Origin of the sequence: Pseudomonas sp. Irchel 3H9 (genome assembly GCF_900187495.1) — a bacterium.
GTDB classification, from domain to species: Bacteria; Pseudomonadota; Gammaproteobacteria; order Pseudomonadales; family Pseudomonadaceae; genus Aquipseudomonas; species Aquipseudomonas sivasensis.
This window is the reverse complement of the sequence record NZ_FYDK01000004.1, coordinates 660,537-684,887: the sequence shown is the minus strand read 5'-3', so window position 1 is coordinate 684,887 and position 24,351 is coordinate 660,537. Positions and strand designations below refer to the sequence as shown.

Sequence of the window (24,351 nt, the reverse complement as noted above, 5' to 3'; positions counted from 1 at the left end):
CACGCGGCGATGCGCGGTGCTCGGTTTTTTGGAGCTATTGCGGCGATTTGGGGTTAGGGCGACTGCGGGGATTGAATTGGCAACATACGTTGAACTCACTTCCAACGATTCTGCTGCGGGGGATGATCACCCGGTTATGGCGCGCAGAATCTTGATTACGCTGGGTACCATCCGAGGTCAGGGGTAGGCTGTTGCGATCAAACATAACGGAATGGGTTTTGAAAATATAATGCTGTTTTGATATAAGCTAATATTCTCTAATTTCATTATTTATTAATTACTTTATTCATAATAATGATGTTTTTGGGTGCGAGGGGTTAGGTGGATTGGGGGAATATCCGTTGTTGGAGTAACGGCGGGTATTGGTTTCGCCCTTACGGCGGGTCACTTTGGAAAAGAGCCGGAATACCAGCCCATCCCAAAGTAACCAAGGACTCTTGCCCCAACACTCGGCACCTCGCCTAGGCTCGGTGTCCGGCCAGCGTGTTTGACGGGGCGCCTAAGATAAAGATCAAAAGCAGATCAAAAGCAGAACAGTAGGCTAGGACCTATCTGTCTGATCTATGGAGATCAAACTGTGGGAGGGGGCTTGCTCCCGATGGCGGTATGTCAGCCAACATAGCTGTAACTGAACCACTGCAATCGGGAGCAAGCCCCCTCCCACATTTGGAATGCGGTCGGCTCTAAGGCCGCCGCGCTCTCGCTTTTGATCTGGAATCGCCCCGTCAACCACGATGGCCGGAATTCGATGTTGATTTGGGGGCTAAACCGGCAGGGATGCCGGTTTAGCCGCCCTGCGCCATGGATGGCGCGTGGCGGCGGCCCCCCAAATCAATGTCGGATTACGGGCACACCGAGCCTAGGTATCTGTCTGATCTACGGAGATCAAACTGTGGGAGGGGGCTTGCTCCCGATGGCGGTATGTCAGCCAACATAGCTGTAACTGAACCACTGCAATCGGGAGCAAGCCCCCTCCCACATTTGGAATGCGTTCGGCTTAAGAACCCGGTCAGCTCTAAGGCCGCCGCGGCCTTGCTTTTGATCTGGAATCGCCCCGTCAACCACGCTGGCCGGAATTCGATGTTGATTTGGGGGCTAAACCGGCAGGGATGCCGGTTTAGCCGCCCTGCGCCATGGATGGCGCGTGGTGGCGGCCCCCCAAATCAATGTCGGATTACGGGCACACCGAGCCTAGGTATCTGTCTAGTCTACGGAGATCAAACTGTGGGAGGGGGCTTGCTCCCGATGGCGGTGTGTCAGCCAACAGAGCTGTAACTGAACCACTGCAATCGGGAGCAAGTCGAATCGTCGCACCGCCCCTCCCACATTTGGAATGCGGTCGGCTCTAAGGCCGCCGCGGCCTTGCTTTTGATCTGGAGTCGCCCCGTCAACCACGCTGGCCGGAATTCCGGCCTTTACAAAAGTGACCCGCTGTAAGAGCGGAACCATAAGCCGCCATTACCTGAATAACGGATATGTACACCGACAAACCGCAGATCCGAAGCAAGCCCCACATCAACCACATACCCAGACCTACCGAGCCGGACGCAACAACTGCATCTGCTGCCGATAATCATCCGTCACTTGCCGCGCCTGACTACTGCTGGTAATCACCCTAGGCGTAATCAACACAATCAACTCCGTCCGATCCTTGGACTTGCTCGTATTCCCAAACAACCACCGCAACCCCGGGATCTTTCCAAGGTAAGGCACCGCACTCACCGACTCGGCGTTGTCCTGCTTGATCAACCCGCCCAGCAACACCGTCTGCCCACTCTGCACCGCCACTTGGGTGGACACCGACCGCGTGGAAATACGCGGATTAGTCGGCGTGTCGCTGTTAGTCGACGCCTGATCCTGCGCATCACTGACCTGCTGCTGAATATCCATGTACACCAATCCACCCGGATTGATCCGCGGCACCACGTCGAGGATCACCCCGGTCTGCACATATTCAACACTGCTCAAGGTGGTATCCGAGGTACCCGTGTTAACCGTGGTCTGGCTGATGGGAATGTTGTCCCCCACCTGAATCTGCGCTGGCTGGTTATTCATCACCACCAGCGACGGCGCCGACAGCACCTGGGTGCGACCGTTGGTTTCCAATGCATGCAGCGCCACTTGCAGGCTGGTGCTGACGAAGGAGTAGAACAACGAATCCGCGCCTAGCCCAGCACCGCCCCCCCCCAACGCGCCTTGGCTGCCGGAGGCATTGGCCACAGTGGTGCTGGTGGAATTGCCCGCCAGGCGCCCCAGGTACCACTGCACGCCAAGGTCCAGTTCACCGGTGAGTTTGACTTCGAGAATGCGCGTCTCGATCTGCACTTGCAGCGGTGGATTGTCGAGACGTTTGATCGCCGATTCGATCTCTTTCCACTGCACCGGCCGGGTGCGGACCAGCAGTTGGTTACTGCTTTTTTGCGCGGTGATCCGGGTGCCTGCGTCGAGGCTTTTGGCCGGGGCGTCTTCGGTCGCGCCCTGCTCGGCGGTGTCCTGCTCGACTTCGGGCTCCTGCTCCTCATCCTCTGCGGCGGGTTGGTTGCCATTGAGGTTGTTGCTCAGGCCACCCGGCGTGCTGCCGGACGTGCTGTTGGTGCCCGGCGACGACAATGTTGCCGTGCGCAAACCGGGGGCGACTTTGGCCGGGGTGTCGTCCTTGATCGCGCCTGTGCCGTAGATCTGCCGCAGGTACTTGGCCAGGTCGGTGGCCTTCATGTTGCGCACGTCATACACATACATCTGCGGCTCGTTGCCGCCGCCTTCGTCGATGGTGTGGATCCAGTCGCCGACTTCACTGAGGTACTGCGGCTGCGACGAAATCGCCACCACCGAGTTGGTCCGCTCGATAGGCAGAAAGCGCACCATGCCCGCCAGGGGCATGCCGCTGTCGGGGCCGAACATCTTTTGCAGTTCGGGCATCAGTTCGGCCACCGAGGCGCGTTGCAGGCCGAACACGCCCACCGACATGCCCTTGAGCCAGTCCACGTCAAAGGTGTCGATGGTGTCCTGGTAATTGGCCAGTTCTTCGGGGGTGCCGGCCAGGCTCAGCACATTGCGCGCCGGGTCCACCAGCAGGAAGGCATTTTCGCGGGCGAACGGCTTGAGCAGTTTCTGCATTTCGGTGGCGGAGATATAGCGCAGCGGAAACAACCGCGCCGACAGGCCACTGGACGGTTGCGACACGCGCATTTCGGGGACCAGTTTTCCCGCCACTGCCTGATTCGCCGGCAGGATCACATAACGACTGCCCTGCTTGATCATCGCGTTGTCGGTCCAGGACAGCAGGGTTTCCAGAATCGACAACGCCTGCTGCTTGTTCACCGGTTTGGAGGTGGAAAAGCTGACGTTGCCCTTCACGCCCTGAGCGATGCTGTAGTTCTCGTGCAGCAGATCGCCCATCACGCTGTTGATCACCGCTTCAATCGGCTGGTCGGCAAAGTTGAACACGATGTCGCCGCCGCCCTCCTCCTTCGCAGACGGTGCCGCAACCGGTTGCCGCACAAACTGTTGGTTGCCGCGAATCAGTTGGCGCTGGGGCGGCGCTTTTGCCTGGGGCTGGCCGCTGTCGACCGGCGCCTGTTCGCTGGCCGGGTCCACGGGCGGACGTTGCGAGCCGGTGCCCTGCATTGCTTCGTGCAGCAGGGCCTCGTCCGGGTCGAGGTGGTCGGGGAATGTCCCGCAGCCACCGAGGGCGACGGCGGTGGCCAGGCAAAATGCGGTGGTGCGCAAGGCGCCAGGGAAGGTATCGATCAAGGGGTGGACTCGCGAGGAAGGGTAATCGGCGGTGTGCTGGACGGCGGCGGCAAACGCAGGGCCCGCAGGCTCAGGGTTTGGCTGCGGCCGTCGAGTACGAAACGGGCGTCGCGGGGGGTCAGGTGCTCCAGGCGCCAGCCATTGGGCAGGGTCTGGTCCTGGTGGACTTTCAACGGCGGGCCGTCGGCGCGCTTGAGCAGCGCCACGCGCAGGTCACCGTCGAGGACGATGCCGGTCAGCGTGAGGCTCGACAGGCTGGAGACAGCGCCTTGGCCCACCGCGCGGTCGGGGCTGCGGTCGGGGCTGAACAACGGTGCCTGCCAGGTGCCGGCCAGGCTGTCCAGGGTTGCGCTCGGGGCCACTAACACCTTGGCTGCGGCATTGGCGCGTGTGTCGGGCGCGGGCGGCGGCAACCACTGGGGCGCATCGCCGATGCTGCTGAGGATGCCGGCCATCAGCAGCCCCAACAGCCCGGCCACGCCGATCAAGCCCCACTCCAGGGGACGCAAGGTGCTGATCATCGGCGCACCTGCGCGGCGGCAGCCGGTTGCAGGTAGCCACGCACCAACAGGTGCACCACCAATTTGCCGGCGCCGCCACTGGCGGGTGCGTCCGGGGCGCGGCGGATACTCATTTCATCGACAAACAGAAACGGTCGCTGGTACTCCAGTTCATGGAGGATCGCGGTTAAGGGCTCGATGGCGCAGTTGAGGGTCAGGCTGACTTTGACCTGGCGATAGGGCTCGGCATCGTCCTGCTCCGGGGTGATGGGCATGCGCTGGGTCAGGCTGCAGCCGCCACCGAGGCCGGCGCGGCTATTGATCAGGTCGGCGATGCGCTGCATCAAATCGGCGGCCACCGCGCTGGGGTCATCGCCGGGCAACAGGCTGGTGCTGCTGGCCGGGTCCTGGCGCGCTTCTTCCAGTTGCTGGCGCAAGCTGTCGCCCTGGCGCAGCACGCCGGCGTAGCGTTGCTGCTGTTCGCGCAGCTGCTCGGCCTGTTCGCCCAGGGTGCGCAACGGGCCGGCGAACCAGCTGTCGATCAACAGCCAATACGCGCCGCCGAGCACCAACGCGAGGACGATCAAGGCCGCGCCACGGCGTTCACGGGGTGTCAGTGGTCGGCGCATCGGCGGCCTCCTGGTGCAGGTGGGCGCGCAAGGAAAACTGATCCTTGCCGGTTTGCGCATCGGGTTGGATGACCCCTTCGAACTGAGCGTTTTCCAGGCTACGGCAGTTCTTGATGCGGGTGATCAGGGCACTGGCCTTGGCGCTTTGCCCGGAGAAGGACACGTCGGCACCGTCGTTGACTTCCAACTGGTCGATCCAGGTGTCGGGCGGCAGGCAGGCGGTCAGTTCATTGAGCAATGCGGCCAAGGGCGGCTGCGCGGCCTTGCGGCGGATCAAGTACTGCGCGGCGCCCCGGGTGTTGAGCAGTTGCTGGCGCAGGGCCTGGACCTCGGCGACCTGGGCCTTTTGCGCACGCACGCTCTGTTGCATGGCGTCGAGCACGCGCTGGCGGTCGTTGAGCCACAGCACCATGGCGGCAATCAGCAAGGCGCCGCACAGCCACGGCAGACTGCGCTGCAAGCCCTTGCCCGCCGGGCGCTGGCGCGGACGCAACGGCGCCGGCAGCAGGTCGATGCCCATGGGCACGCCCGCACGGTCGTATACGTCCACGGCGTGGGGTTGCAAGCCGAGTGCCGCGCAGTCATCGAGGATCTGGTCCAGACGCTCGCGCAGGATCGCCACCAGCGTCACCTGTAGATGGGCGGCCGTGCGGCGTTCCTGACGCGCGACAAAGTACAGCTGGGCGGCGTCGAACGGAGTGAAGCGGTCCAGTTCGTAACCGACGACCGTGGACAGGTTGCGTGCGGCGGCCACAGGCAATTGCAGGCTCTGCACCAACACGGCGTCCGGTGCCAGCAACAACACCTGGCGCGCCTCGCCGGTGAGCTTTACCACAGGCACAGTGATCGGCCACGGGTAGACGTGCTCGGGAATGTCATGGGGCAACAACCACCCCGGCAGGCAGCCACGCAGCTCCTTGAGCCACAGGCGCCAGCCTTGTTGCAGCAGGCTGCCGTGCCAGCGCCGGGCGAGCGGCTGCGTCAGCAGGTGCAGCCGCGCGGTTAAGTGTTCATTCATTCTTGCCAACGTAGTACTCGATAAGGTTGTGCGCTGCCTTGCGCGGGGCTCAATAACACCGTGGCTTGCAGCTCGGCGTGGTAACCGCCGGGGCGTTGGGCGCGGCTGCTGACCACCAGCACATCACCGGGGTCGGCACCCACCGCACTTTGGTGCGGCAGGTTCAAGGCACGGCGCATCAACGGGCTCGCGAACGCCGGATCGGGCCGATCCAGGCCGCTCCACAGGCTGATTTCCGGCACCAGCGCGCTGTACAAGGCCTGGGTCATGCCCGGCAGTTGTCGCACTTCTTCCACCACCCGAAACGGTGCAAGGCCCTGGTTGCGGCGCACTTCCAAGTCCCTGGCCAACTGCTTGGCCTGGGCCTGTGTGGCGCCGCAGGCCAGGGCCAAGCGGGCAAAATCCCCCACTTCGGCGCTGTTGAGGTACAACTTGCCGCGCTCGCTGCGCAGGCTCACGTGCAGTTGGGCGTCGTCGAACACCAGCGGGATTTCACGCCCGTCGGCAATCCACTGTTTGCGCTGCAACGGGTCGGCCACGGCTTGCATCGCCAGCGCCACGCCCGCCTCCGCCGCCAGCACGGCCTGGGTGTGCTGGCGATGCCACGCGGCCTGGCGCGTTTCCAGCTGTACCCAACCGGCCAGCCCGCCCAGCAACAAACTGAGCAAGGCCAGCACCCAGAGCACCAGCAGCAGGGCCACACCCCGTTGGTGCTTGATCATTCGGGCGCCCCGCCGGACAGGTTCAGGCGCAAAGCAACCACCTGGGTCACCCACGGCACCGGGCCGTCGACGCGGGCGGCAATCCGCACCGCGTAGGGCAGGCGTTTGGTCCACGGCCACTCACTGATCCAGCCGGTGGCCTGGCCCTTGGGCGACAAGCCGCGATAGCTGAATTGCAGGTCTTCGACGCCTTTGAGCAACACCTGTGGCTCGCTGCGTGACGCCGGCACGCTGACCTGCGCCAGAGACTCAAACCGCGCAAACGCCACCTGCAAATCACGCTGCGCCTCAGGGCCAGTCAGTTGCAGGGTGAAACGCTGAATGCCGCCACCGAGCACACCGGGCAAGGTCGCCACAAACTGCATGCGCTGCGGTCCGCCCGCGAAAAAACCATCGACCTGGCTGTCGTCCTCGGTCACATCCAGCGGTAACGCCTCGCTGATGGCGGTGCGCAAAAATTGCTGGGCAGCACGCATTTCATCCAGGCTGACCGTGTAGCGCTGGGCCTTGAGTACCGCGCGATTGGCACCGAGCAACGCGCCGCCGACCAGGGTCAGCAGCACCCCCAGCAGGCTGAGCACGATCATGATTTCGAGCAGGGTAAAGCCCTGCTGGCGCCGCTTCACAATCCAGCCCCGGCGGCGCGCAGTTTCAAGGTGCTGAAGCTGGCCTGGCGCGGGCCTTCGCTGACACTCAGGTCCAGGCGAAACAAGTGCGCCTGGCCGATGCGGCTGGGCTGTTGGGCGATGCGCAGTTGCCAGGCGATGCCGTCCATTTCGCCCTGGCGCGTGCCGCTCGACAGAGGCCCGGTACCCTCCTGATCCATTACGCTCAAGGCGGCATGGGTAAGGCGGTCGCTATGGGCTACCTGCAACAACGAGCGCGCGCTCTGGCCGAAGGCGACCAGCAGCACCGTGCTACAGATCGCCATCAGCGTCAGCGCGGCGAGCATTTCCAACAGGGTAAAACCGCGCTGGTCCTTCATGGCAGGGCCTTGGACTGGACGCTGCCGGTCAGCCAGCCAATGTCGATGCGCCAACGTCGGCTGCCGTTGACCAGCAGCACGTTGCCGCCGGTGGAGCTGCCATCAGGATAGAAATCCACCGCCGAGCCCGCTTGCTCGGCGGTGTGCAGCGTTACCTGTAGCTCGGCGGGCCAGTGTTTTTTCGGGCGACCGGGCGCCTGGAAACTCAAGTCGCGCAAATCGAAGACGGTGCTTTCAGTGGTGCCACCGACAATCGCCCGGGCCCGCGTGCTGCGCAGCGCCTCGACGATCTGCCCGACCGCCTGGCGCTCTTTCGCCGCACGCAGGCCTTGTTGTAGGCCAAAACCGACCAACCCGGCCGCGATGCTGATCAAGACGATCACCACCAGCATCTCCAGCAGGGTAAAGCCGCGTTGGGCGTTGGGCATGGTCGTGGGTTATTCCCAGTTGCCCAGGTCGGCGCTGTAGCCTTCGCCGCCGGGTTGGCCGTCCTGGCCGTAGAAGATCAGGTCAAACGCACCGTGCTCGCCAGGAAAGCGATAGCCAAAGGCATGGCCAAACGGGTCTTTGAGGTCCGACGGCTTGGCGTACGGCCCGGCCCAACCGGCGCTGTTGCCCGGTTTTTCGACCAGTTGCTGCAAGGTCTTGGGCGGTGAGCCGACATCCAGCCCGTAGCTTTCGATTTTCATCGAAAGGCTGGCCAGTTGCGCCTTGCCCGCACCGTATTTGCCCTTGTCGACGTTACCGCCGACCTGGCGCACCACGATGGTCGCGACGATGCCCAGCAGTACGATCACGGCGAGCATTTCCAACAGGGTGAAACCGCTTTGGCGGCGTGCAGGTTTTGAGCGCATGGAGGTGGGTCCTTGAAGGTTCATATATTGCTGGTCAGGCTCATCAGCGGCAGCATGATCGCCAGCATGATCACCGCCACCAGCACCGCCATGACCACGGTCAGGGACGGCACCAGCGCAGCGAGCAAGCGGTCGATGCCGCGTTTGGCTTCAACGTCGAACACGTCGGCGACCTTGAGCAGCATGCTGTCCAGTTCGCCGGCCTGTTCGCCGACTTCAATCATTTGCAAGGCCAGGTCCGGCAGCAGCGGCTGCGAGCCAAAGGCACTCGCCAGGGTGCCGCCGCCCTTGACCGACTCGGCGGCCTGGGCGACTTGCGCTTGCAGGGCGCGGTTGGTGCAGACCTGCCGGGCGATGACCAGGGCTTGCAGCAGGGCCACGCCATTGCTCAGCAAGGTGCCCAGGGTGCGCGCCAGTCGGGCGGCTTCGACCCTTTGCAACAGTGGGCCGATGAGGCGAATGCCCAACACGCGGCGATCGTATTTTTCGCGGCGCCGGGGGTCCCGCAGGCGAGCGACCAGGGTCCAGATCGTCACGATCAACCCGGCCAACACCGCCAAGCCGTAGGCACCCAGGAATTGGCCGAGATTCAGGATCACTTCAGTGATCAATGGGATCGGCACGCCCAAGTCTTTGAAGATCGGCACGAACTGCGGCACCACATAGGCCAGCAACAGCGCCAGTGAACCCAGTACGCCGACCACCAGAAACGCCGGATAGATCAACGCATTGATCACCTCGCCCCTCAACAGTTGGCTACGCTCCAGATAGTCGCTGAGCTGGCGCAGGGTGTTTTCCAGGGCGCCGCCGGCCTCGCCGGCACGCACCATGCTCAGGTACAGCGGCGAGAACTGGCTGCCCTCCTCTTCCAAGGCTTTGGACAAAGGCTGACCGGCTTTGACGCGCTCACGAATGCGCTCGATCAACGCGCGGGTCTGGGGCTGGCCGGGCTGTTTGAGCAGGATGCCCAGGGAGCGTTCCAACGGCTGTCCGGCGCCCAAAAGCGTGGCCAGTTGCTGGGTAAAACTGACCAACGCCGCGCCGTTCAACTGGCCGCGCCCAAGGGCGTTGCGCAGCCCTTGAGCGCCGGCCACATCAATGTGCAATAACAACAAACCGCGCTTGTGCAGCGCGGCGACGGCGGCATCCTGGTCCTTGGCTTCCAGGGTGCCATTTTGCGGCGTGCCCTGGCTGTCGAGGGCGCGGTATTTGAACAGGCTCACGTGCCCTCCCCTCGGGTAACGCGCAGCACTTCTTCCAGGGACGTCACCCCGGCTACGGCTTGGCGCAGGCCTTCTTCATGCAAGGTGCGCAGGCCGCCGCGACGGGCAGCCTGTTCCAGGGTGGCGGCGTCGGCCTGACGCATCAGCAGGCTGCGCAGTTCATCGTTCATCACCAGCAATTCGGTGATTGCACTGCGGCCGTGGTAGCCGCCGCCGGGCGCGTCGGCGCGAGGGCGATAGAGCATGATCGGGCGTTGCTCGGTAAAACGGTCCAGGCCATGTTCGGCGATCAATTCGGCCGGTGCTTCGAAGGCTTCTCGAGTGGCAGGATCGAGACGGCGCACCAGGCGTTGGGCGAGGATGCCGTTGACGGTCGAGGCGATCAGATAGCTTTCGACGCCCATGTCCAGCAAGCGCGTGATACTCGCCGCCGCGCTGTTGGTGTGCAGGGTCGACAGCACCAAATGGCCGGTCAACGAGGACTGGATGGCGATGCGGCAGGTTTCCAGGTCGCGGATCTCGCCGATCATGATCACGTCCGGGTCCTGACGCACGATGGAGCGCAGCGCGCCGGCAAAGTCGAGGCCGATGGCCGGTTTTACCTGGATCTGGTTGATGCCTTCGAGCTGGTACTCCACCGGGTCTTCCACGGTGATGATCTTGCGCTCGGCGGTATTGAGCCGCGACAGCGCGGTGTACAGCGTGGTGGTCTTGCCCGAGCCAGTCGGACCGGTGACCAGCAGGATGCCGTGGGGGCGTTCGAGCACTTCGAGGAAGGTTTCCAGGCGCTGGCCATCGAAGCCCAGGCTCTGGAAATCGAACTGCACGGTCTGGCGGTCGAGCAAACGCATGACCACCGACTCGCCAAAACTGGTGGGCACGGTGGACACACGCAAGTCCAGTTCCTTGCCCTGGATGCGCAGCATGATGCGCCCGTCCTGGGGCAGGCGGCGTTCGGCGATGTCCAGGCGCGCCATGATCTTTACCCGCGAAATCACCGCCGCCGATGAACTGGACGGCGGCGCCTCCGCCTCGTGCAGCACGCCGTCGATGCGGTAGCGCACCTTGAGCTGATTTTCGAAGGGTTCGATATGGATATCCGAGGCGCGATGTTCAACCGCGCGCTGCAGGATCAAGTTAACCAGGCGAATCACCGGCGCTTCGGAGGCCATGTCCTTGAGGTGTTCGATGTCTTCGAGCGCGCCGCCCTGTTCGTCGAGGTTTTCGATCAGGGTACCCATCGCCGAGCGGCCCTGGCCGTAATAGCGCTCGATCAGGGTATCGACTTCATTGCGCGGGCCCACCGCCAGCCACACCGGCACACCGCACGCATAAGCCATGGCCTGGAACGGATAAACCAACGCCGGGTTGGCCGCCAGCACCCGCAACCCGCCCTGGCTCCAGCCCACGGGCACCACTTGGTGATGGCGCATAAAACGCTCGGTCAGGGCCGGCAACGGGTCGAGCAACGGCGGCGCTGCGTCCGCCAGCAACAGCGGTGCGCCAAGCAGGTCTGCCCAGGCGCGGGCCAACTCCACTTCGGAGACCAGTCCCAGGCGGGTGAGCAGGCCGAGTAATTCGGTGTCGTCAGACTCCTGGGACAGGCGTCGGGCGCGCTCCAGGTCAACGGTTTTCAAGCCGGCGTGCTGCATCAGCCACGCGCAGACCTGTTCGGTGTGCGGGATGTGCATCTGACAGGCGTTGATGGGCGTTGAGGGACTTGGCATGAGTAGCTATCTGAGGGGCGATGTTCTAAAGGGCTACTGGGAACCCCTGTGGGAGTGGGCTTTCCCCTCCCGCAGGGGGCCGCGTTTCGCCGTTAGTTCGAGGTCTTCGGCGCGGCCTGGCTGCCATTCAACGGTCGGCCACCCTTGGTGGTTTCTGCCTTCTGCTTCTTGGCAGCCTTGGCATCGTGGGACTGGGTCAACACGGTGGAATCGGCGGCGCCGGACTTGGCATCCGCGTCGGTGGCTTCAGCCGCAATGGCCGCGCCGCTCAATGCAACGCCCAGCACAAAACCGGCACCCAGCAGGGACTTTTTCATAAACATTCTCCAGATAAAAAACTGCGAAACGCTCACGTGGCGCCTTGAATCGGTTCAAGACCCTACAGCAAAGCGTTGTGTATGACAGCGTGTATAAAACATGGCCTTTTAGAACTACCGATCAGCGCCACTAGTTCGCCATGCCACCATCTATTTTCTTAAACCAATCGACTGGTAGGTTTAGTCTTAGTTCAAAATCGTAATGAAATATTTCTTATTTCACGCAAAAATTAGCTTTCGTTTGACTTATAACCGCAAGAATTGCCTTAATTATCACGTTTTCGCGGTTCAAAATGCCATCTAGTGATATCGCCAAGACATCATCCATAACAATAATTAACACAATTATTAAACTTACAGAATCTGCAAAACCCGCCAAGTAATTGCAATTAGCCATCGGTTAAACATTGCGATCAAGGCGAACTATTGCCCACGAAAAAGTGACGAGCGTCACCCTATTTTTACTAAACAGTTGTCGGAGAAACCCCATGAATAAACGCAAGATGATCGGTGCGCAGTCGGCGTTTGCCCTGCTGGCGCTGGCCGTGTCCCAGGTGCACGCGGCCACCAGCCCTGCCTTGGACGAAGGCCGGGTGAACCGTGCAGAAAAGGCCGCGGACAAAACCCTGGCGAAGATGACCATGGAAGAAAAACTCGCCTACATCGGCGGCACCGGTGGCTGGGACGTCAAGCCGCTGACCCAATACGGCATCCCACAGATCCACGGTGCCGACGGCGGCGTCGGTGTGCGCTACACCAGTGAAGGCAATGCCCAGGGCGTGGTCTACCCTTCCGGACCGAACCTGGCCGCCAGTTGGAACCCGCGCCGCGCCATCGACCTGGGTCGTGCACTGGGCTACGACACCGCCAGTGGCGGTTATCAGTTCGTCACCGGCCCCGGCGTGAACCTGTACCGCATGCCCTACAGTGGCCGTGCGTTCGAGTATCTGTCCGGTGAAGACCCATTCCTCGGCGCCAGCCTGGGGCCGGCAGTGATCAACGGTATCCAGTCCCGTGGCGTGTGGGCCAACGCCAAGCATTTCGCGGCCAACGACCAGGAAAGCAATCGCTTCCACCTCGACGAAATCATCAGCGAGCGTGTGCTGCGCGAGATGACCCTGCCGCCCTTCGAGTCCGCCTCGAAGAACAGCAAGGTGGCGATGATGATGTGTGCGTTCCAGAAAGTGAACGGCGAGTTCGCCTGCCAGAACAAACACCTGATGCGCGACATCCTGAAGACCGAATGGGGCTATCCAGGCTTCGTGCAGAGTGACTACAACGCGGTGGTCAACGGCTTGCCGGCGGCGCAGGCCGGCACCGACCTGGACATGATGGGCTACCAGATGAACAGCACGGTGCTCAAGCCGTTCCTGGACAGCGGCGAGCTGAGCAGCGCGACCATCGATGACAAGGTGCGGCGCATCCTCAAGCAGATCTACCTGTACAAGTTCGACAGCAAAGCGCCGTTGACCAGCCACAACATGAACAGCGCCACCAGCAACCGCGTGGCCCTGAACGCGGCGCGCGAAGGCATCGTGTTGCTGAAAAACCAGAACAACCTGCTGCCTCTGGATGCCAAGAAGGTCAAGACCATCGCGGTGGTCGGCAACCTGGCCAAATACGCCCCGCCCACCGGTTTCGGCAGCGCGAATGTGATGGCGGCCAACTACATCAGCGAGCTGAGCGGCCTGCAGCAATTGGCGCCGGGTGCCAAGGTCGAGTTTATCGACGGCCTGTCCCTGGACCCGACGGCCTCCAACTGGACTCACACGGACAGCGACGGCAACAGTGTCAAAGGCGTGAAGACCGAGTTCTTCAGCAACACCAACTGGTCCGGCGACCCGGCGGCCAGCCGCACCGATCGCCATGTCGACCTGGACTGGTCCACCGACAGCCTGCCGGTGAACGGCGATACGGCGGCCACTTCGATTCGCTACAGCGGCCAGATCACCCCGACCGTCAGCGGCGAACAGGTGTTCAAGATTCGCGCCGACGGTGCCGTGCGTCTCTACGTCAACGGTAAGAAAGTGCTGGATAACGGCGACGGCAAGCCGCTGCCCAACAACAGCATCCCACCGACCATTCCGGTATTCGCCAAGGTCAATCTGGAGGCTGGCAAAGCCGTCGACATCAAGCTGGAATACTCGCGCCGCAACGGCTACCTCTCGACCATGGGCGGTTTGGTGGGCGTGCAGATGAGCTGGGCCTCGCTGGTGGCGCCACAGGACCTGGCCAAGTACGACGCCGTGCTGGTGGCTGCGGGCAACAGCAATGAATACGAAGGTGAAGGCTTTGACCACAGCTTCGACCTGCCGGAGTTCCAGGGCCAACTGATCCAGAGCATTGCCAAGGTCAACCCCAATACTGTCGTCACCCTGCACGGCGGCACTGGGTTGAAAATGAGCGACTGGATCGACCAGGTACCGGCCGCATTGCATGCGTTCTACCCTGGGCAGAACGGCGGCCAGGCATTGGCGGAGATCCTGCTGGGCAAGGTCAACCCGTCGGCCAAGTTGCCAATCAGCATCGAGCGCAACATCGAAGACAACCCGATCTACGCGACCTTCCCCAAGTTCGACAACCAGGAAACCCTGGCTGAGATGAGCTACAAGGACGACCTGTTCCTGGGCTATCGCGGTTACGAGAAAAAAGGCATCAAGCCGCTCTACCCGTTCGGCTATGGCTTGTCGTACACCACCTTCGGCTACAGCAACATCAGCGTGACGCCAGGGGTTGCAGTTGCAGGGGCGCCGATCAAGGTGTCGTTCGACCTGGCCAACACCGGCAAGGTGGCGGGCGCCGAAGTCGCCGAGCTGTACGTGGGCCAGAACAACCCGAAGGTCGAGCGGGCGCTCAAGGAACTCAAGGGCTACAAGAAAGTGTTCTTGAAGCCGGGCGAGAGCAAGCGCGTGACCATCGAGCTTAACGATCGCTCGCTGGCCTACTACGACGTCAAGAGCAAGCAATGGGTGGTGGACGCCGACAGCTTCAACTTGTCGGTGGGCGCGTCGTCTCAGGACATTCGCCTGAACGCCAAGCTGGTCAACCCGTTCCGCCAGGAACTGTCGACGACCACCAGCAACCCGTTGCCGCGTTCAGCGCTCAATTCGACGTTGCGTGAGCTGCCACAGGTGAAGACTGGCGGTGTGCTGCATCAGAATGAAGGCGACAGCGGCACCAGTGAAGGTGATGGCTATGACATGAGCGATGACAGCAGCCAGGGCAGTGCTGCCGGTAACTGATCCCGACTCGGTCTAATGTGGGATGGGCAAGCCCCCTCCCACATTTTTGACTGTGTTTGACTCAGGTTCGAATGGCCGCTTCAACCCGCGCAATGTAGGCGTCGAAGCGCGCCACCAGATCCACCTGCTCGGGAAACCGCAACCACTGGATCTGCAGGCCATCCATCATGGCCAGGATCTCCTCCACCAGCCCGGCGATGTCCACGTCGCCGCGCACCTCCCCCGCCGCCACCAGGTCGGCAAACTGTCCTTGCATGCGTTGGTGAATCGCCGCGTAGCGCGCCTGGAACCACGCCCAGGCCGGCTGGGTATCCAACAGACTTTCGGCATTCAAGATGGTAAACGCGCGCACCACGCCAGGCGCCGTGGCATTTGAACGATTGATTGCGCGCAGGCTGCCGAGCAAACCATTGAGGGTTTTCTCCGCACGCACTTCATCGGCAATCCGCTGATTGACCTCATCACGCCGCTGCAACACGCCCATCAACAGCGAGATCTTGCTCGGAAAATGGTGCAGCAACCCGGCCACGGAAATCCCTACGATCCCCGCCACCTGCGCCATCGAGGCACCGCTGTAGCCTTCCAGGGAAAACACTTGCAAGGCCGCATCCAGCAGCTCTTCGCGGCGTTTTTCACCTTTGGGTGCGCGGCGGGTTTTCGGCGGCGACTCGGTCATGGAAAAGTCCTGGAGGAAGAGGCTTGCACCGTATCCAAAATGCCACCGCGCCGCAAATAAACCTCGGGCGAGCGCCGGGGCTGCAATGGAACGCTCTGGGCGATCCGTGCCAATCAATGCTCGGACTTGTCCCAGTTAACCCGAGTAAGACGCCATGATCGCTTCAAGACTATTCACGCCTCCGCTGCCCGCGCCACCCCCCTCGCCCGCCGAGGACGGCGACAGCATTCAACCGACCGAACGCCTCTCCCGAAGTCGCCGCGATGTGGGTGAGCCCGATAAATACTGGCCGCAGCACAGCACCCTCAAAATCGCCATGTATGACTACGAGATGGACGACCCTTATGTGCAGGCGGTCAAGCAGGCCGCCAGCGAGTGGCTGCCCCATATCAACCTCAAATTCGAATTCGTCAGCGGGGAAGAAGGCGATGTTCGCATCTCGGGGGTGCCGATTCATCAAGGTTCCGGGGTCTCAATGGTCGGTACCGATGCACAAAAAGTCTCCCCCGGAATGCCGACCATGAACCTGCCGATAGACTACTCGTCGACTTCATTCGCCCACACCGTGTTGCACGAATTCGGCCACATGCTCGGCGCCCGGCACGCCCATCAGCATCCTGACGCGAATATCCCGTGGGACCTGGCCAAACTTGACCGGCATATACCCCGTCACTACCAGCGAGCCAACTTGCTGCCCCTGCCGCGCAGCGCTGTCTATGATTTTCTGCCGTATGACGAAGACTCAGCCATGCACTACGCGATCAACCCCGCGTTGACGACGAGTAATACCTTCCACTCAAGAAACTCGATACTCAGCCCAGGCGATATCGCCTGGGCAAACAAGGCCTACCCGAAGGCAGCTCGTCGGACCGGCACATAAGCATACGAGCCCGCGTGAGTAGCGCCCGGTTGTGTCAGGCACTCTCACGCGCGATCAACTGACATTGCAAGAAATTCAGCCGCTGGACGTCATCCGCAACCGGTAAGACCCCCAGGCTTTCCAGGACCCGCGTCGCCGCCAGCACACCAATCTCAAGCGCCGGCGGTTTGATGGTGCTCAGGCTCGGCAGCAGCATTTCTGCAAACGGGTAATCACCGAACCCAAGCACCGCGCACTTCAATCCGGAACGCTGCCCGGCCAGCAGGCCACCGGCGGCCAGGTTGTCATTGGCGAAGAAGATCGCCTCCGGTGGGATGGCGTGGCTCATCAGCGCCTCCATGGCCTGCTTGCCGGCCTCGAACGGTGCGCGGCCGGCGTCCGGGATGAACACCTGGGGCTGCACGCCCAGTTCGACCAGGGTTGCCGCAAATCCTTCCCCACGCTCATGGGCGCTGAAGTCACCCGCCACGCTGTTCTGCACGAAGGCCATGCGCCGATAGCCCTTGCCATGCAGGTAACGCGCGGCGCTGACGCCCACCTGGTAGTGGGAAAAGCCGATCTGCACCGGTGCGCGCTCGGGCACGTAGTCCCAGGTTTCCACCACCGGAATGTCCGCGTCGGCAATCATCTTTTCAGTCGCCGCGCTGTGGAAGCGACTGGTCAGCACCAGCGCCGCTGGCGACCAACCCAGAAACGCCCGCACCGCGCTTTCTTCTTGCTCAGCGCTGAAGTAACTCGACGCCAGCAACAGTTGGTAGCCATGGCGACTGAGGGTATCGCTGAACCCCTGAATGGTATTGGCAAAAATCGGCCCGGAAATGTTCGGGATCACCATCGCCACGATCCGCCCACGCGCCGACGCCAATCCGCCGGCCACCAGGTTGGGCACGTAACCCAGCTCGGCGACTACTTGGGCAATGCGTTCGCGGCGTTCTGGGGACACCTGTTCCGGCTGGTTGAAATAACGCGACACGGTAATAGCCGACACGCCAGCCTGGCGCGCCACGGTATTCAAGGTGACACGCCCGGCGCCACGGCGCTTGCGCGGTTTTTCTTCGCTCACGGGAGGATCCTGTTAACAACCAAAAAGAATATGAGACTAATTTTTAAGTATTTGACGCTCTAAAGCAGAGCTAACAATAATGCCGATGTTAGCGCTAACAAAGCGCGCTGTCTGCTACTCGCTCAAGCGAATGCCCAAGACAGTTTCACAGGCGCTGACGGTCGTAGAACCGCAGCGGACCAGGGCATTTTTTTGAGCGGGCACAGCATGCACAAACACACTCACTTATTATTCCTCGCCGGATTGACCGCACTTCCGGCAGGCGTCGCCGTTGCCGCCGACGAGCCGCAAGCCACCCTCGAAGCGGTGACCGTCACCGCCACCCGCCGCGAAGAATCCCTGCAGAAAGTCCCGGTGGCGGTCTCGGTACTCGATGGCGAGCAACTGGAGCGCGACAACCGCAACGGCGTGGCGAGCATCGCGCAACAGGTGCCGTCGCTGAACTTCCGTACCGGCGCATCGAACAAGGACACCTCATTATTCGTACGCGGCGTGGGTACCATCTCCACCTCCCCCGGCGTGGAGCCAACCGTGGCCACGGTGATCGACGGCGTGGTCTATGCGCGCCCCGGCCAGGCCACCCTCGACCTGCTGGACCTGGAACGCATCGAAGTGCTGCGCGGCCCCCAAGGCACGCTGTTCGGCAAGAACGCCTCGGCCGGTGTGCTCAATATCACCAGCAAGGCTCCCACCGCCGAGACCCACGGCTACGTCGACCAGTCGTACTACAGCGGCAATGAAAGCCGCACCCGTTTCGGCATCGGCGGCAGCCTGGTGCCGGACGTGCTCAAAGGCTCGGTCAGCACGCTGTTTGGCAGCTATGACGGCAACGTCGACAACCAGCACAACGGTCAGGAGGTCAACGGTTACAACCACAAAGGCATTCGCGGCAAGTTGGAATTCACCCCCAACGACGACGTGACGCTGACGCTGATCGCCGACTACATGCAGTCTCACGACGATGCACCGAATGGTGTGGTCAGTAAGTCATTGACCCCGGCATTCAGCAACGCCTTGAGCTCGGTGCGGGCCTCCAGCGACAACCGCGACATCAACACCGATACGCGCAGCCATGTCGAGGACACCAACAAAGGTTTGTCCGCCCAGTTGGACTGGAACCTGGGCGACTACACCCTGACCTCAATCACCGCCTGGCGCGGCTGGGACAACACCCAATACCAGGATGGCGACCGCCTCGGCAGCGTGACCGCCGCGTTTCCCGGCACTGCCGACAAGGGTGAGCTGGCCTTCGACCAGTACTCTCAAGAGTTGCGCCTGGCCTCGCCCAAGGGTGAATTCCTGGAATACGTCGGCGGCCTGTTCTACATGCATGGCAAGGACGAAGAGACTTACCAGCGCACGCTCACCACCACCACGCGCACCGACCGCGGCGTCGCCGACTACAGCACCACCAGCGACAGCTACGCGGTGTTTGGCGAGACCACGCTCAACTTCACCTCGCGCTTTCGCGGGATCGCGGGCCTGCGCTACACCCATGACGACTTGAAATACGATCACCGCCGCGTATCCACCTCGGCCACCACCGTCAGTGGGATTCAACCGGCCACCTCCAGCTCGGGCTCAGTGGACGAAGATGGCTGGTCCGGCCGCCTCGGCGTGCAGTACGACCTGACCGATAACATCACCAGCTACCTGACCTACTCGCGCGGCTACAAAGGCCCGGCCTACAACGTGTTCTTCAACATGCAGCCGCGCGATACCGATGCGCTCAAGCCGGAAACCTCCAACACCTGGGAAGCCGGGATCAAGGCCACGGCCTGGAACAACCGACTGACCACCAACCTGGCGGTATTCCACAGCGACTACGACAACTACCAGGCCAACTTTTTCGACTCGGTCGCCGGCCAAGTGGTGACCCGCCTGATCAACGCCGGCAGCGTCAGCACCGAAGGCGTCGAACTCGATTACGCCTTGCAGGCCACCCAGCAACTCAAGCTCTCCGGCGCCCTGGCCTACACCCGTGCACGCATCGACGAATTCGCCTGCCCGGCGGGCGCGGCGGCCACCTGCAACGTCAACGGCAAGCCGCTGCCCTACAGCCCGGACTGGAAGAGTTACGTACGCGCCGACTACACCATCCCACTGGATAACGGCCTGGATATCGAACTGGGCACCGACTACAGCTGGCAGAGCGAAGTGCAGTACGACATCAGCCAAAACCTCGACACCAAACAAGGCGCCTACGGCATCTGGAACGCCAGCGTGGCCCTGGCGGACTACAGCAATGGCTGGCGCGTGGCGCTGCTGGCCAAAAACCTCGCCGACAAGTCCTACTCGCCATTGCTGGCCAGTGGCGGCAACTACATCTACCGCGCCGTACCTCGTGACGATGAACGTTACTTCGGCGTGCAACTGCGCAAGGATTTCTAACATGAGCCGTCAGCTGAAACTCGGCGCCTTTCTCATGGCCACCGGGCACCATGTGGCCGCGTGGCGCCATCCGGACGTACCGGCAAATGCCGGGCTGGATTTCGCCCAGTACAAACACTTGGCGCGGGTGGCCGAAGCGGCCAGGTTCGATGCACTGTTCGTAGCCGACAGCATTGCCGCGCCCACGGGCGAGATCGCCAGCCATATGGCGCGATCGGATCATTTCGAGCCGCTGACCCTGCTCTCGGCGTTGAGTGCGGTGACGGAGCATATCGGCCTGATTGCCACGGCGACCACCACCTACAACGAGCCCTACCATGTGGCGCGCAAATTCGCCTCGCTGGATCACCTGTCAGGGGGGCGGGCGGGTTGGAACCTGGTGACGTCGGACGCTGCTGCAGAGGCGCAAAATTTCGGCCGCGATGAACACGTGGGCCATGCCGAGCGCTACAGCCGCGCCCGCGAGTTTCATAAGGTGGTGACGGGCCTTTGGGACAGCTGGGAAGACGACGCCTTCGTGCGCGACAAAGCCAGCGGCACCTACTACGAGCCGACGAAGCGGCATGTGCTCGATCATGTGGGCGAACACTTCCGGGTCAAAGGCCCGCTGAACGTGGCGCGCTCGCCTCAAGGCCAGCCGGTGATCGTGCAGGCGGGTTCTTCGGAAACGGGCCGCGATTTGGCGGCACAGACCGCCGAGGTGGTGTTTACCGCACAGACTTCGCTGGCCAATGCCCAGGCATTTTATGCTGATCTCAAAGGTCGCCTGGACGGGTATGGACGTCAGCCGGATTCGCTGAAAATCATGCCCGGCGTGTTTGTGGTGGTCGGGCACACCGAGGCCGAGGCCCAGGCAAAATTCGAGGCATTCCAGGATCTCGTGGAGCCCGAAGTCGGCGTTGCCTTGCTGGGGCGCATGCTGGGCAATTTCGACCTGTCCGGGTACCCACTGGATGGGCCGTTGCCGGAGCTGCCATTGACCGATAGCGGGCAACGGAGCCGTCAGCAATTGCTCAGTGATTTGGCTCATCGCGAACAGTTGACCCTGGGACAGCTGGGCCGGCGCATCGCCGGTGGTCGCGGGCATTACAGTCTGATCGGCACGCCCGCGCAGATTGCCGATGAGCTGCAAAACTGGTTCGAAAACGGCGCGGCGGATGGTTTCAATATCCTGGTGCCTCATCTGCCCGGTGGGCTGGAGGATTTCGCCCAGTGGGTGGTGCCTGAACTGCAACGGCGTGGCCTGTTGCGCACCGAATACACCGGCACGACCTTGCGGGAAAACCTCGGTTTGGCGCGCCCGGAAAATCGCTTCAAGGAGACTCCGGCATGAAGATCCCGGCACTGCTGTTGGCCTTACTGATGACCCAAACCGCGTGGGCGGCCGAGCCGGACACCCTGCGCATCGGCTACCAGAAAGGCTCCATCGCCCTGGTCCTGGCCAAAGAACATGGTCTGTTGGAAAAACGCTTCCCGCAGACGGATGTGAAGTGGATCGAATTCCCCGCCGGCCCGCAGATGCTTGAAGCGCTCAACGTGGGCGCACTGGATGTGGGCTCCACCGGCGACATCCCGCCGCTGTTCGCCCAGGCAGCGGGCGCCGACTTGGTGTATATCGGCGCCGAGCCGCCCAAGCCCAGCGCCGAAACCATTCTGGTGCGCAATGACAGCCCACTGCATTCGGTGGCTGATTTGAAAGGCAAGAAAGTCGCCTTCCAGAAAGGCTCCAGCTCCCACAACCTGATCCTGCGCGCGCTGAACAAAGCGGGCCTTAGCTACAAGGACATCCAGCCGGTGTACCTGCCGCCCGCCGATGCCCGCGCGGCGTTCGAACAAGGCAGCGTGGATGCCTGGGCGATCTGGGAGCCCTACTCGTCCCTCGCCTTGAGCCAGAGCCCCAGCCATGTGCTGGCCAATGGTGAAGGCTTGGGGTTGTCGGGACCGGTGTACACCGCGCGGCGTGAATATGCCCAGGCCAACGGTGGATTTATCCATGATCTGCTGGGTGAGTTGACCAACGCCGAAGCACTGACCCGCAGCCAGCGTGAGGACAGTTTGAAGGTACTGACAGCCTTCATGGGCCTGCCCGGTGACGTGATCGCCCGCTATATGGATAACCGCCCGCCATCGCCGATTTTGCCGATTGATGAGGGGATTATTCAGGCGCAGCAAGCGACGGCGGATTTGTTTTTCCAGAACCGGTTGTTGCCCAAGGCGATTGAGGTGAAGCAGGCCGTGTGGAAATCCGAAGTCCACTGAAATCAAAATGTGAGAGGGCGCTTGCTCCCGATGGCGGTGTGTCAGTCACTTGATGTTTTGACTGTTGCACCGCCATCGGGAGCAAGCCCCCTCCCACAGTTGAGTGGATTCCAGTCCGGCAATGTGTTGATCGTGAATGCGTAAAGATAAAGCTAAGTAACTGCCCCCCCTAAAGATCAAAATGTGGGAGGGGGCTTGCTCCCGATGGCGCTGAGTCAGTCACTTGATGTTTTGACTGTTGCACCGCTATCGGGAGCAAGCCCCCTCCCACAGTTGAGTGGATTCCAATCCGGCAATGTGTTGATCATGAATGCGTAAAGATAAAACTAAGTAACTGCCCCCCTGAAGATCAACATGTGGGAGGGGGCTTGCTCCCGATGGCGGGGTGTCAGTCACTTGATGTTTTGGCTGTTGCACTGCAATCGGGAGCAAGCCCCCTCCCACAGTTGAGTGGATTCCAGTCCGGCAATGTGTTGATCGTGAATGCGTAAAGTTAAAGCTAAGTAACTGCCCCCTTGGAGATCAACATGTGGGAGGGGGCTTGCTCCCGATGGCGGTGTGTCAGTCACTTGATGTTTTGACTGTTGCACCGCTATCGGGAGCAAGCCCCCTCCCACAGTTGAGTGGATTCCAGTCCGGTAATGTGTTGATCGTGAATGCGTAAAGATAAAGCTAAGTAACTGACCCCCTGAAGATCAAAATGTGGGAGGGGGCTTGCTCCCGATGGCGGTGTGTCAGTCACTTGATGTTTTGGCTGTTGCACTGCAATCGGGAGCAAGCCCCCTCCCACAGTTGAGTGGATTCCAGTCAGGTAATGTGTTGATCGTGAATGCGTAAAGATAAAGCTAAGTAACTGCCTCCCTGAAGATCAACATGTGGGAGGGGGCTTGCTCCCGATAGCGCTGAGTCAGTCACTTGATGTTTTGACTGTTGCACCGCCATCGGGAGCAAGCCCCCTCCCACAGTTGAGTGGATTCCAGTCCGGCAATGTGTTGATCGTGAATGCGTAAAGATAAAACTAAGTAACTGCCCCCCTGAAGATCAAAATGTGGGAGGGGGCTTGCTCCCGATGGCGGGGTGTCAGTCACTTGATGTTTTGACTGTTGCACCGCTATCGGGAGCAAGCCCCCTCCCACAGTTGAGTGGATTCCAGTCCGGTAATGTGTTGATCGTGAATGCGTAAAGTTAAAGCTAAGTAACTGCCCCCCTGAAGATCAACATGTGGGAGGGGGCTTGCTCCCGATGGCGGTGCTTCAGTTGGAACAGCTTGTACTGACTCAGCGCCATCGGGAGCAAGCCCCCTCCCACATTTTTAACGCGTCAGGCTTGAGTGCGGGTGCTTTTTTCCACGACGCACATCGGCGTACCGGAAACCGGCTCATTGATGATCTGCACCTGCACCTCAAACACCTCCCGCATCAACTGCGCACTGATCACCTGGCCCGGCGCGCCATCGGCGACCAGATGACCGCCGTGCATCACCGCCAAATGATCGGCATAGCGGCACGCCTGGTTGATGTCGTGGAGCACGGTGATCACGGTCTTGCCTTCGGCGGCCAGTTCGCACATCAAGTCCATGAGTTCGACCTGATGACTGATGTCGAGATAGGTCGTCGGTTCATCCAGCAATACCACCGGCGCGTTCTGCGCCAGCACCATCGCCAGCCACGCGCGTTGGCGCTGGCCACCGGACAGATCCGCCAGGGCGCGGTCGGCCAGGTTGTCCAGTTCCAGGCGCTGCAGGGCCTGGTTTACCTGGGATTGATCGCTGCCGCTGAGGCGTCCCCACAATGAGTTGTGAGGACTGCGGCCGTAGGCAACCAACTGGCGCACGCTGACGCCTTCCGGCACCGGCAATACCTGGGGCAGAAACGCGATCTGCCGTGCCAGCTGGCGGGCGGACAAGGCGCTGTAAGGCTGGCCGTCGAGCGTCAGTTCACCCTGCGTAGGTTTGAGAATGCGCGCAAAGGCCTTGAGCAACGTGGACTTGCCGCAGCCGTTGGGCCCGATCAGCGCGGTGACTTTTCCCACCGGTGGCGCAAACGAAAGCCCCTGCACGATGCGTGTGCCGCCGTAGCCGATATCAAGCTCGCGGGCCTGGAGAATACTCAT

The 24,351-nt window shown here is 61.7% G+C and carries 20 protein-coding genes; 5 read left to right on the top strand and 15 right to left on the bottom strand.

Features of this window, described 5'->3' with window-relative positions; genetic code table 11:
• Positions 1-1,533: 1,533 nt before the first annotated feature.
• From gspD to CKW32_RS18345, 12 genes are all read right to left on the bottom strand, one after another.
• Entirely contained in the window at positions 1,534-3,753 is a 2,220-nt protein-coding gene (gene gspD, locus CKW32_RS18400; protein ID WP_095185614.1) for a type II secretion system secretin GspD, read from the bottom strand.
• Positions 3,750-4,274 (bottom strand): general secretion pathway protein GspN, encoded by a 525-nt coding sequence (locus tag CKW32_RS18395; protein WP_032887245.1) that lies wholly within the window; start codon positions 4,272-4,274, stop codon positions 3,750-3,752. Before CKW32_RS18395 ends, gspD begins: the two co-directional genes overlap by 4 nt.
• Positions 4,271-4,882 (bottom strand): type II secretion system protein GspM, encoded by a 612-nt coding sequence (gspM, locus tag CKW32_RS18390; RefSeq protein ID WP_095185613.1) that lies wholly within the window; start codon positions 4,880-4,882, stop codon positions 4,271-4,273. The genes CKW32_RS18395 and gspM overlap by 4 nt, the downstream gene beginning before the upstream one ends.
• A complete protein-coding gene (locus tag CKW32_RS18385) occupies positions 4,857-5,900 on the bottom strand; it encodes a PilN domain-containing protein (RefSeq protein ID WP_095185612.1) in 1,044 nt (347 codons plus the stop codon). The genes gspM and CKW32_RS18385 overlap by 26 nt, the downstream gene beginning before the upstream one ends.
• Positions 5,897-6,622: a hypothetical protein gene (locus tag CKW32_RS18380; RefSeq protein WP_032887242.1), complete on the bottom strand. Its 726-nt coding sequence runs from the start codon at positions 6,620-6,622 to the stop codon at positions 5,897-5,899. Before CKW32_RS18380 ends, CKW32_RS18385 begins: the two co-directional genes overlap by 4 nt.
• The gene (locus CKW32_RS18375; protein ID WP_032887241.1) at positions 6,619-7,248 is read right to left on the bottom strand and encodes a prepilin-type N-terminal cleavage/methylation domain-containing protein; all 630 of its coding nucleotides are present in this window, start codon (positions 7,246-7,248) and stop codon (positions 6,619-6,621) included. The genes CKW32_RS18380 and CKW32_RS18375 overlap by 4 nt, the downstream gene beginning before the upstream one ends.
• Positions 7,245-7,607: a prepilin-type N-terminal cleavage/methylation domain-containing protein gene (locus CKW32_RS18370; RefSeq protein WP_095185611.1), complete on the bottom strand. Its 363-nt coding sequence runs from the start codon at positions 7,605-7,607 to the stop codon at positions 7,245-7,247. The genes CKW32_RS18375 and CKW32_RS18370 overlap by 4 nt, the downstream gene beginning before the upstream one ends.
• Positions 7,604-8,035, bottom strand: coding sequence for a prepilin-type N-terminal cleavage/methylation domain-containing protein (locus tag CKW32_RS18365; RefSeq protein ID WP_032887238.1), 432 nt, complete (start codon positions 8,033-8,035; stop codon positions 7,604-7,606). Before CKW32_RS18365 ends, CKW32_RS18370 begins: the two co-directional genes overlap by 4 nt.
• 9 nt (positions 8,036-8,044) lie before the next feature.
• Complete coding sequence (gene gspG / locus CKW32_RS18360; RefSeq protein WP_177434282.1) at positions 8,045-8,485, bottom strand: type II secretion system major pseudopilin GspG; 441 nt, start codon at positions 8,483-8,485, stop codon at positions 8,045-8,047.
• On the bottom strand, positions 8,482-9,684 hold the full coding sequence (gene gspF / locus CKW32_RS18355) for a type II secretion system inner membrane protein GspF (RefSeq protein WP_032887236.1): 1,203 nt from the start codon (positions 9,682-9,684) through the stop codon (positions 8,482-8,484). The genes gspG and gspF overlap by 4 nt, the downstream gene beginning before the upstream one ends.
• On the bottom strand, positions 9,681-11,375 hold the full coding sequence (gene gspE / locus CKW32_RS18350) for a type II secretion system ATPase GspE (protein WP_032887234.1): 1,695 nt from the start codon (positions 11,373-11,375) through the stop codon (positions 9,681-9,683). Before gspE ends, gspF begins: the two co-directional genes overlap by 4 nt.
• Before the next feature lie 128 nt (positions 11,376-11,503).
• A complete protein-coding gene (locus CKW32_RS18345) occupies positions 11,504-11,728 on the bottom strand; it encodes a hypothetical protein (protein WP_032887233.1) in 225 nt (74 codons plus the stop codon).
• Positions 11,729-12,216: 488 nt separating this feature from the next.
• Between CKW32_RS18345 and CKW32_RS18340 the strand changes: the two genes are divergently transcribed.
• Positions 12,217-14,970 (top strand): glycoside hydrolase family 3 protein, encoded by a 2,754-nt coding sequence (locus CKW32_RS18340; protein WP_095185608.1) that lies wholly within the window; start codon positions 12,217-12,219, stop codon positions 14,968-14,970.
• A gap of 61 nt (positions 14,971-15,031) precedes the next feature.
• Here CKW32_RS18340 and CKW32_RS18335 read toward each other — a convergent pair whose 3' ends face one another.
• The gene (locus tag CKW32_RS18335) at positions 15,032-15,646 is read right to left on the bottom strand and encodes a TetR/AcrR family transcriptional regulator (protein WP_032887231.1); all 615 of its coding nucleotides are present in this window, start codon (positions 15,644-15,646) and stop codon (positions 15,032-15,034) included.
• 154 nt (positions 15,647-15,800) lie between these two features.
• Here CKW32_RS18335 and CKW32_RS18330 point away from each other — a divergent pair, with 154 nt between their 5' ends.
• Positions 15,801-16,526, top strand: coding sequence for a M12 family metallopeptidase (locus CKW32_RS18330; RefSeq protein ID WP_095185607.1), 726 nt, complete (start codon positions 15,801-15,803; stop codon positions 16,524-16,526).
• A 34-nt stretch (positions 16,527-16,560) separates the two neighbouring features.
• Here CKW32_RS18330 and CKW32_RS18325 read toward each other — a convergent pair whose 3' ends face one another.
• Positions 16,561-17,589: a LacI family DNA-binding transcriptional regulator gene (locus CKW32_RS18325; RefSeq protein ID WP_095185606.1), complete on the bottom strand. Its 1,029-nt coding sequence runs from the start codon at positions 17,587-17,589 to the stop codon at positions 16,561-16,563.
• A 207-nt stretch (positions 17,590-17,796) separates the two neighbouring features.
• Between CKW32_RS18325 and CKW32_RS18320 the strand changes: the two genes are divergently transcribed.
• From CKW32_RS18320 to CKW32_RS18310, 3 genes are read left to right on the top strand one after another with little or no spacing between them, the layout of a single operon-like run.
• Positions 17,797-19,980, top strand: a complete 2,184-nt coding sequence (locus CKW32_RS18320) for a TonB-dependent receptor (protein ID WP_095185605.1) — start codon at positions 17,797-17,799, stop codon at positions 19,978-19,980.
• 1 nt (position 19,981) lies between these two features.
• Complete coding sequence (locus CKW32_RS18315; protein ID WP_095185604.1) at positions 19,982-21,313, top strand: LLM class flavin-dependent oxidoreductase; 1,332 nt, start codon at positions 19,982-19,984, stop codon at positions 21,311-21,313.
• A complete protein-coding gene (locus tag CKW32_RS18310) occupies positions 21,310-22,239 on the top strand; it encodes a sulfonate ABC transporter substrate-binding protein (RefSeq protein WP_032887227.1) in 930 nt (309 codons plus the stop codon). The genes CKW32_RS18315 and CKW32_RS18310 overlap by 4 nt, the downstream gene beginning before the upstream one ends.
• Positions 22,240-23,559: 1,320 nt before the next feature.
• On the opposite strand, the gene fecE is transcribed toward CKW32_RS18310, so the two are convergent.
• The gene (fecE, locus tag CKW32_RS18305) at positions 23,560-24,351 is read right to left on the bottom strand and encodes a Fe(3+) dicitrate ABC transporter ATP-binding protein FecE (protein WP_095185603.1); all 792 of its coding nucleotides are present in this window, start codon (positions 24,349-24,351) and stop codon (positions 23,560-23,562) included.

What these genes read in the sequence shown, in the direction of transcription:
- CKW32_RS18395 (WP_032887245.1), bottom strand. Translation starts at nt 4,274, where the DNA reads ATGATCAGCACCTTGCGTCCCCTGGAGTGGGGCTTGATCGGCGTGGCC.
- gspM (WP_095185613.1), bottom strand. Translation starts at nt 4,882, where the DNA reads ATGCGCCGACCACTGACACCCCGTGAACGCCGTGGCGCGGCCTTGATC.
- CKW32_RS18385 (WP_095185612.1), bottom strand. Translation starts at nt 5,900, where the DNA reads ATGAATGAACACTTAACCGCGCGGCTGCACCTGCTGACGCAGCCGCTC.
- CKW32_RS18380 (WP_032887242.1), bottom strand. Translation starts at nt 6,622, where the DNA reads ATGATCAAGCACCAACGGGGTGTGGCCCTGCTGCTGGTGCTCTGGGTG.
- CKW32_RS18370 (WP_095185611.1), bottom strand. Translation starts at nt 7,607, where the DNA reads ATGAAGGACCAGCGCGGTTTTACCCTGTTGGAAATGCTCGCCGCGCTG.
- CKW32_RS18365 (WP_032887238.1), bottom strand. Translation starts at nt 8,035, where the DNA reads ATGCCCAACGCCCAACGCGGCTTTACCCTGCTGGAGATGCTGGTGGTG.
- gspG (WP_177434282.1), bottom strand. Translation starts at nt 8,485, where the DNA reads ATGAACCTTCAAGGACCCACCTCCATGCGCTCAAAACCTGCACGCCGC.
- gspE (WP_032887234.1), bottom strand. Translation starts at nt 11,375, where the DNA reads ATGCACATCCCGCACACCGAACAGGTCTGCGCGTGGCTGATGCAGCAC.
- CKW32_RS18345 (WP_032887233.1), bottom strand. Translation starts at nt 11,728, where the DNA reads ATGAAAAAGTCCCTGCTGGGTGCCGGTTTTGTGCTGGGCGTTGCATTG.
- CKW32_RS18340 (WP_095185608.1), top strand. Translation starts at nt 12,217, where the DNA reads ATGAATAAACGCAAGATGATCGGTGCGCAGTCGGCGTTTGCCCTGCTG.
- CKW32_RS18335 (WP_032887231.1), bottom strand. Translation starts at nt 15,646, where the DNA reads ATGACCGAGTCGCCGCCGAAAACCCGCCGCGCACCCAAAGGTGAAAAA.
- CKW32_RS18330 (WP_095185607.1), top strand. Translation starts at nt 15,801, where the DNA reads ATGATCGCTTCAAGACTATTCACGCCTCCGCTGCCCGCGCCACCCCCC.
- CKW32_RS18320 (WP_095185605.1), top strand. Translation starts at nt 17,797, where the DNA reads ATGCACAAACACACTCACTTATTATTCCTCGCCGGATTGACCGCACTT.
- CKW32_RS18315 (WP_095185604.1), top strand. Translation starts at nt 19,982, where the DNA reads ATGAGCCGTCAGCTGAAACTCGGCGCCTTTCTCATGGCCACCGGGCAC.
- CKW32_RS18310 (WP_032887227.1), top strand. Translation starts at nt 21,310, where the DNA reads ATGAAGATCCCGGCACTGCTGTTGGCCTTACTGATGACCCAAACCGCG.
- fecE (WP_095185603.1), bottom strand. Translation starts at nt 24,351, where the DNA reads ATGAGTATTCTCCAGGCCCGCGAGCTTGATATCGGCTACGGCGGCACA.